Annotated in this window: 9 protein-coding genes; 1 reads left to right on the top strand and 8 read right to left on the bottom strand. The window is 54.9% G+C overall.

Annotated features, from left to right (window positions below; genetic code table 11):
• Nucleotides 1–206: 206 nt before the first annotated feature.
• The 3 genes from FWJ25_RS15590 to FWJ25_RS15580 form a co-directional block, all read right to left on the bottom strand.
• The gene (locus FWJ25_RS15590; RefSeq protein ID WP_438616572.1) at nt 207–1,592 is read right to left on the bottom strand and encodes a PhoH family protein; all 1,386 of its coding nucleotides are present in this window, start codon (nt 1,590–1,592) and stop codon (nt 207–209) included.
• Nucleotides 1,593–1,616: 24 nt separating this feature from the next.
• Nucleotides 1,617–2,108, bottom strand: coding sequence for a CBS domain-containing protein (locus FWJ25_RS15585; RefSeq protein ID WP_149601190.1), 492 nt, complete (start codon nt 2,106–2,108; stop codon nt 1,617–1,619).
• Between the two features lie 69 nt (nt 2,109–2,177).
• The gene (locus FWJ25_RS15580; protein ID WP_149601189.1) at nt 2,178–2,927 is read right to left on the bottom strand and encodes an START domain-containing protein; all 750 of its coding nucleotides are present in this window, start codon (nt 2,925–2,927) and stop codon (nt 2,178–2,180) included.
• A 137-nt stretch (nt 2,928–3,064) separates the two neighbouring features.
• Here FWJ25_RS15580 and FWJ25_RS15575 point away from each other — a divergent pair, with 137 nt between their 5' ends.
• Nucleotides 3,065–4,072: a DUF2804 domain-containing protein gene (locus FWJ25_RS15575; RefSeq protein ID WP_149601188.1), complete on the top strand. Its 1,008-nt coding sequence runs from the start codon at nt 3,065–3,067 to the stop codon at nt 4,070–4,072.
• Between the two features lie 18 nt (nt 4,073–4,090).
• Here the strand turns inward: FWJ25_RS15575 and minE are convergent, their stop codons facing one another.
• The 5 genes from minE to FWJ25_RS15550 all read right to left on the bottom strand — a co-directional run bounded on the left by minE (nt 4,091) and on the right by FWJ25_RS15550 (nt 6,668).
• On the bottom strand, nt 4,091–4,342 hold the full coding sequence (minE, locus tag FWJ25_RS15570) for a cell division topological specificity factor MinE (RefSeq protein WP_149601187.1): 252 nt from the start codon (nt 4,340–4,342) through the stop codon (nt 4,091–4,093).
• Nucleotides 4,343–4,345: 3 nt separating this feature from the next.
• Complete coding sequence (gene minD / locus FWJ25_RS15565) at nt 4,346–5,158, bottom strand: septum site-determining protein MinD (RefSeq protein WP_149601186.1); 813 nt, start codon at nt 5,156–5,158, stop codon at nt 4,346–4,348.
• 69 nt (nt 5,159–5,227) lie between these two features.
• The gene (gene minC / locus FWJ25_RS15560; RefSeq protein WP_149601185.1) at nt 5,228–6,013 is read right to left on the bottom strand and encodes a septum site-determining protein MinC; all 786 of its coding nucleotides are present in this window, start codon (nt 6,011–6,013) and stop codon (nt 5,228–5,230) included.
• Complete coding sequence (locus tag FWJ25_RS15555) at nt 6,010–6,390, bottom strand: HopJ type III effector protein (protein WP_149601184.1); 381 nt, start codon at nt 6,388–6,390, stop codon at nt 6,010–6,012. The genes minC and FWJ25_RS15555 overlap by 4 nt, the downstream gene beginning before the upstream one ends.
• On the bottom strand, nt 6,390–6,668 hold the full coding sequence (locus FWJ25_RS15550; protein WP_149601183.1) for a DUF1244 domain-containing protein: 279 nt from the start codon (nt 6,666–6,668) through the stop codon (nt 6,390–6,392). Before FWJ25_RS15550 ends, FWJ25_RS15555 begins: the two co-directional genes overlap by 1 nt.
• Between the last annotated feature and the right edge of the window lie 43 nt (nt 6,669–6,711).

The raw sequence follows: 6,711 nt of genomic DNA, 5'->3' as shown, positions 1-6,711 counted from the left end.
TGTAGGTCATCTCGCCCTTTTCAACCTGACCTACCACCGCCAATTTAAAGGCCAGCGAATAATCCCGCTGACTCCTGCGCCTCTTCGTATTCATAACACCCTCCATAATCTTCAGTCGGAAGGTGTAAACCTTATTCAGGACGGGTCACAGGTATGAAAAAGGGCGGTTTCCGAACAGAAACCGCCCTATGTGCGGAGGTGGAGGATCAGAGGTTGGCCTCTGCGTACTGGGCGAGTACCGATCGTGGTACGCCCTGCAGGTGGATGTGGCCGCCGTGGCGGAACCCCTTGAAGCGTTCGGTCATATAGGTCAGGCCTGAACTGAGTGCGCTCAGGTAGGGCGTATCGATCTGTGCCAGGTTGCCCAGGCAGATGACTTTCGAGCCGTTACCCGCTCGGGTAATGATGGTCTTGATCTGGTGCGGCGTCAGGTTCTGGGACTCGTCGATAATGATCAGGCTGTGCTGAAAACTGCGACCACGGATGTAGTTCATGGACTTGAAGTGCAGCGGCACCTTGCTGAGGATGTAGTCAACACTGGCGGTCATGTTCTCATCATCCTCGTGCAGTGCTTCGAGGTTGTCCACGATGGCACCCAGCCAGGGCTCCATTTTTTCGGCTTCGGTACCTGGAAGGAAACCGATGTCTTCGTCGAGTCCCTGAGTGGAGCGGGTGGCGATGATGCGTTTGTACATCTTGCTGGCTACGGTCATTTCGATGCAGGCCGCCAGTGCCAGAATGGTTTTGCCAGACCCCGCCGAGCCGGTCAGATTGACCAGGTGAATGTCCGGATCAAGAAGCAGGTTCAGCGCCATGGCCTGGTAGATATCCCGGGGGACCAGACCCCAGACTTCCTCGTTCATCAGATCATGCTGGTGCAGGTCGCGGATGATGATCTGGGTATCGCTCAGGTCAGATACCTTGCCGACAAACCCCTGCTCGTCAATGACGAATTCGTTGATATTCAGTTTGGCCAGGTCACCTTCGCGTTTGAGAATGTGTTCGGTAACCCCTTCCCGCTGCACCGTCTCCACTTTCTCGATGGTATCCCAGAAGGAGTTTGGAAATTCTTTGTAGCCGGTGGGCAGCAGGTCAATGTCGTCCAGTAACTGGTCATTATGATAATCCTGAGCCTCTACACCGAAACCACGGGCCTTGAGGCGCATGTTGATATCTTTACTGACCAGAATGATGTCTTTGGATTTGTGCTTTTCCTGTAGTGCGGCCAGCGTGTTGATGATCTTGTTGTCGTTCAGGTGCTCTGGCAGGGAGTGGGATTCCACATGCTGCGCACTCATCAGAATGAGCAGTCTGCCCAGGGGGGCCGCTTTCTTGGCTCGAACAATCGGTACGCCTTTCTCGATCTCTTTGGGTGACGCATCGCCCAACAACTTGTCGATATTCCGGATGGCCTGTCGGCAATCCGCTGCAACGGCCTGCTTGCCGGACTTGAGGTTATCGAGTTCTTCCAGGACCGTCATCGGGATGATGACGTCGTGTTCTTCAAAATTCAGGAGGGCGTTGGGATCGTGGATCAGGACGTTGGTGTCGAGGACATACATCTTCTTGCGAGCTTGCGGTGCTCTGGGCATAGGGCGCGCTACCTCTCTGGTGGCTCAGTCGTTCCCGGCGCAGCGGTTAGCCAGCTGCTGGTCTGATATCAATTTCAGCATATCGTAAGTTGTTATGATACCGGTAATTTTTGTGTCCTTTTTGACAAAAATCCGATGCAGATGCTCACGCATCATGATGTCGGCAATGTCTTTTACCGGGGTCTGTTCATCAACGGAAAGGACGATGGGGGTCATGATGTCTCGTACTTCCACCGGCACCTTGCCCATTTCCTCAAAAATGACCATGCGCAGCCGCCTGGCTTCGGCTTCTTCTTCGGGAGTCAGTTCGGCATCGTTTTCCGAGCGGTTAGCGTTCCAGCGGAACTCGGTGATGTCCTTCAGGGTTGCGATGCCGACGATATCACCTTTGTCATCGGTGACTGGGCTGCCGGTGATTTCGTTATCGGTGAGGAAGCGTGCGAGGCGGTCCATGGTCCAGGATTGGGGAACGGCTTTGATACTGGGGGTCATGATCTCGTAAGCGAGAACAGTCATCGAGCGGGGCCTTCCGTTGGTGAATGCTATTGCTAAAGCTTAGCTCGTCGCGGGGATGGCGTCATCCCCTTAACTGTCTGATGGCTGAACATCTATCAATGTTCCGGATTCGTCATACACCAGACCGAATCCCTGGTATTGATCCTCCTTGGCGACCCGTTCCAGTGACTGTATGGACTTGATTGGGATGTCGATCAGGAGAGAATTGACGAGCCAGCCAGGAAGGGCGCCATTGGGGTCGGTATGCTGGATCCAGACCATCCGGGTTTTTTCCCCCTTGGCCTCAAAACGGTACAGCGTGTCAGAGCGATCAACTCGAACCCGGTTGCTGCTTTCAGCCCGTTGGTTTGGCGTGGCATTCAGCTCCATAATAACTACGCCGCTTGCCCTGTTGCCTTGAGTGCGGATGTGCAGCACATAATCCCGATCAGTCACCGGCCAAGGCATATCGTTGACAGAGTAGGCATACCGGTCGCTGAAGTTCCCTTTCCCGAAGGCGTAGGACTCGCTGCAGTTGAGAACCCACTCTACGCATGAGCGAGGATTAATCATAACGGCCATCAGAGTTTCGAGGGGGGTGTCGAGAACAGCAACGGCTTTGAACGCCTTGAAACTCGAGTCCTGTTGTTCGATGGTATAAACGCGAATGTTGCCGTCTTCCTTGCGTAGCTCCCAGCCATCGGCGTTTTCAGCTGGTAATTCTGCCTTCGCGTTGGCTGCGGCAAGTATCGCCAGCACCACGATGAGGACTGTTGCGCAAATTCCACCGCCAAATGCTGAATTCCTGCCTGCAAGGCAATGGGCCCCGGGGTTTCTCATACGGTACACTTCCCTGAATATGGTGGCCCGAGTCTAGCATGAGGACATGGCTGGAATGGCCACGTAAGCAGGGGATTGTGAACCAGGTAACTTACCGGTGATCCTGCCCCGGAAATTGGCCCGAACTGACGAATAACATGACAATAAAAAACCTGATCAATTCGAATGGACGACCGCTAACCGGCTTGCTGGATGAGGCCGTTGAACACATCAACTACCTCGACTATGACCTGCGCACGGTCATGGATCGCCGACGGTCGAGGCTTGCCCGCCGTTGGGGCTTCAATCAGTTTCAGTTTATTAGCGTTCAGGCGCCGGGTTGGGTGTTTGGCCTGGCTCTGGTCGATCTCAAGCTGGTGGGCAATGGCTTTTTCTACCTCTATGATTTCGAGAGCGGGACCCTTCGTGAGCAGTCCTTTCTCCAGCCCCTGGCCATAGGGACCCGCATTGAGCCTGCACCTGAGCAGGGGGTGGCATCATTTTCCAAGGGTGATCTGTCTATCAACATTACACCGGGGGTTGGCGGCCGCAATGTCTCGGTTTCAGGGCCTGGCGGGATAGAGGTCGACCTGGAACTGAAGGATGATCTGGATCCGCTGCGACTGGTTTCTCCCGCGGGCTACAACGGATGGGTTTTCACCCGAAAATCTGCCGGATTGCCGGTCGACGGTGAGATTCGCTGGGGACAGGATATCTGGCGATGTGATGAATCCTCTCGGGGAAGCATCGACTGGAGCTGTGGTTTCATGCGCCGTGAAACCGCCTGGAACTGGGCCTGTATTGCGGGCAAGCTGGCCAGTGGCCATTCTCTGGGGTTAAACCTTGCTTCCGGGGTTAACGAAACAGGGGTGACTGAAAATGCGCTTTGGATCAATGGGCGTTGCATAAAACTCGGCGCTGCCCGATTCTCATTCGACCGCTACCAGCCGGAGAAAGACTGGGCTGTGACCACGGATGATGGTCGGGTGGATTTGCGATTTACACCTTCAGGTGTACGCAAAGAACGATTGAACGCATTGATTCTTGCCTCTAATTTCCGACAGTTTATCGGGACTTTCGAGGGGCAGGTCGTTGATGATAGCGGGCAGGTTATCCCGGTAAAAGGGGTGAGGGGACTGATGGAAGATCACTTCGCCCGCTGGTAAGCGGGCGAAGTGGCTGGCTTATCGCTCTGGCAGGGTCACGTTCAGTTCCAGTACGGAACAGCTGTCGTTGCGATCCACCTCCACCTGAACCATGTCGTCGCTGATCTGAACGTACTTTCGAATCACTTCCAGGATTTCCTGCTGCAATTTCGGCAGGTAATCCGGCTGCTCCCTTTGGCCACGTTCGTGGGCAACGATGATTTGAAGACGTTCTTTGGCGACGTTGGCGGTGTTCTTTTTCTTGCCTTTGAAGTAATCGAGGAAACTCATCCCTTAGCCCCCCTTGAACATCCGTGAGAAAAAGCCTTTCTTCTGGGAGGTCATAAAGCGATGTTCCCGCTCCTCACCCAGAAGGCGTGCGACGGCATCGTCGTATGCCTGTCCGGCATCACTTTCTTCCTCCAGGATTACTGGAACCCCCTGGTTGGAAGCGTTGAGAACCACCTGGCTCTCGGGAATGACGCCCAGAAGCGGAATGGCAAGAATCTCCTCAACATCACCTACGGAGAGCATTTCACCTTTTTCCACTCGAGCCGGGTTGTAACGGGTTAGCAACAGGTGCTCCCTGACCGGATCCTGGCCCATCTCTGCCCGGCGGGATTTGCTTTGCAGAATGCCGAGAATACGGTCGGAATCACGTACTGAAGACACCTCCGGGTTGGTCACCACAACGGCTTCATCTGCATAGTACAGAGCCATCTGGGCGCCGTGTTCGATACCAGCGGGAGAGTCGCACACGATGTAGTCAAAGGTTTCAGACAGCTCGTTGATAACCCGTTCCACGCCTTCTTTGGTCAAGGCTTCTTTTTCGCGGGTCTGGGACGCCGGAAGAATGTAGAGAGTGTCGACCCGTTTGTCCCGGATCAGTGCCTGATTGAGGGTAGCTTCGCCCTGGATCACATTAACGAAGTCGTAAACGACCCTGCGTTCGCAGTTCATGATCAGGTCGAGATTACGCAGGCCTACATCAAAATCAATAACCACGGTCTTGTGGCCGCGCTTGGCAAGGCCTGTGCTGATAGAAGCGCTGGTCGTTGTCTTGCCAACGCCGCCCTTTCCTGAAGTAACGACAATAATTCTAGCCAAGGTTACATTCCTGTTTCGCGGTGGATTCGTCGTGTCTGCCGAATAATCCGGTCGAGTTATTATTTCCCATCAGGCCTTGTCCAGTGGCGTTACCACCAGCAGGTCGTCCCTGAGCTGGATCTGTACAGCACTTTTCCAACCATTGTCCTGAAGATCTTCGGAGATTTTATAGTGTCCGGCGATGGACACAAGCTCTGCCTCAAGTGACTGGCAGAAAACCCGGGCGCTTTCTTCTCCGTGGATGCCAGCCAACGCACGTCCGCGCAGCGGGCCGTATACATGGATATTCCCTGCCGCCAGTACTTCAGCACCGGCCTGAACCGGAGCAAGAATCACCAGATCACCCTCCGGGGCATAGATCTGTTGTCCTGAGCGTACTGTCTGACTAATGATCCGCGTTGCCGTAGCCACGGATGATGGGGCTGCTGCAGGGGCCCCGGGTGTAGTCTCGGACGGGGGCTCCTGTGCCTCTTCCTGATTGGCTCCGGACGCGGCTTCCTGATCACCGGATCGGCCCCGGGGCTGGCTACCGGGTATCAGGGCCAGAGAGGCTCCACGGGCCAGTCGACGCTGGTCATCGTTGCCCCCGCGCACGCCCACAACATGAATGCTGTGTCGGCGGCAGGTGCCAATGATACTGAAAAAGTCGAGTTCGCTGTCCAGCCCCTCATACTTTTCCATGCTGATGATGACGGGAATATCCTTGAAGAAGCCCGGGGCCTGACTGATTTTGTCTCGCAGTGTTGCCTCGAAATCGTCCTTCTCGAAGAAATACAGCTCAATGGCTGTCATCGATAGGTTGGCGCTCTTGAGCTGAAAACCCTGTTTTACCCCAGTGGTGGCGGTATCGGTCATGAATTCGTCTCTTCCGTGATGATGGGAGCAGGGCGAAGCCGCAGGGGCTCTTCCTCGAAACGGATGCCAGACCACCCTGAACTGATGAACTGGCGGATATTGCCGTGGCTGTCGCCAGCGGGGTCCCCGAGTACCTGCTGATAGTGTTGCGCAAACAGCTTCAGGGTCTCGTCTTCAGTCAGGTTGCAGTGGCGCCCCAATGCGAATACGCGACAGGAACCGGCATTTTCTCCTTGTGCATTGAACAGGGGGCCATTGTGAAAGCCGGTCGGCTGGAACTCGAAGTAGCGTTCGATCAGTACGAGCGTGTCATCGAACTCTGCGTGGCCAGCCTCGAGGGAAGACAGGTGGATGCGTACCGCTTCGTTGACGTTCATTATTTGTGGTCCTGCTTGGGGCCTTTCTGGTAAAGGTCTTTCCATTCCTCATAGGGCATGCCGTATATCTCTTCCCGGGCTTCGGGATCGGAAATGTCGAAGCCTCGTTCACCTGCTTCTGCCCGGTACCATTTGGACAGGCAGTTACGGCAAAAGCCAGCGAGATTCATCAGGTCGATATTCTGAACATCGGTGTTGTCGCGGAGATGCTGGACCAGGCGACGAAATGTTGCAGCCTGGATTTCGGTCTCGATCTGCTCAGGAAGTTGCGTACTCATTGATTTACCGTATGTTGCAAGCGTTTCTCGGTTCGTGACTGGC

Source organism: Marinobacter salinexigens, assembly GCF_008370345.1.
Lineage (GTDB): Bacteria > Pseudomonadota > Gammaproteobacteria > Pseudomonadales > Oleiphilaceae > Marinobacter > Marinobacter salinexigens.
The sequence above is the reverse complement of the archived record's forward strand: the minus strand, read 5'-3'. Positions and strand labels throughout refer to the sequence as shown.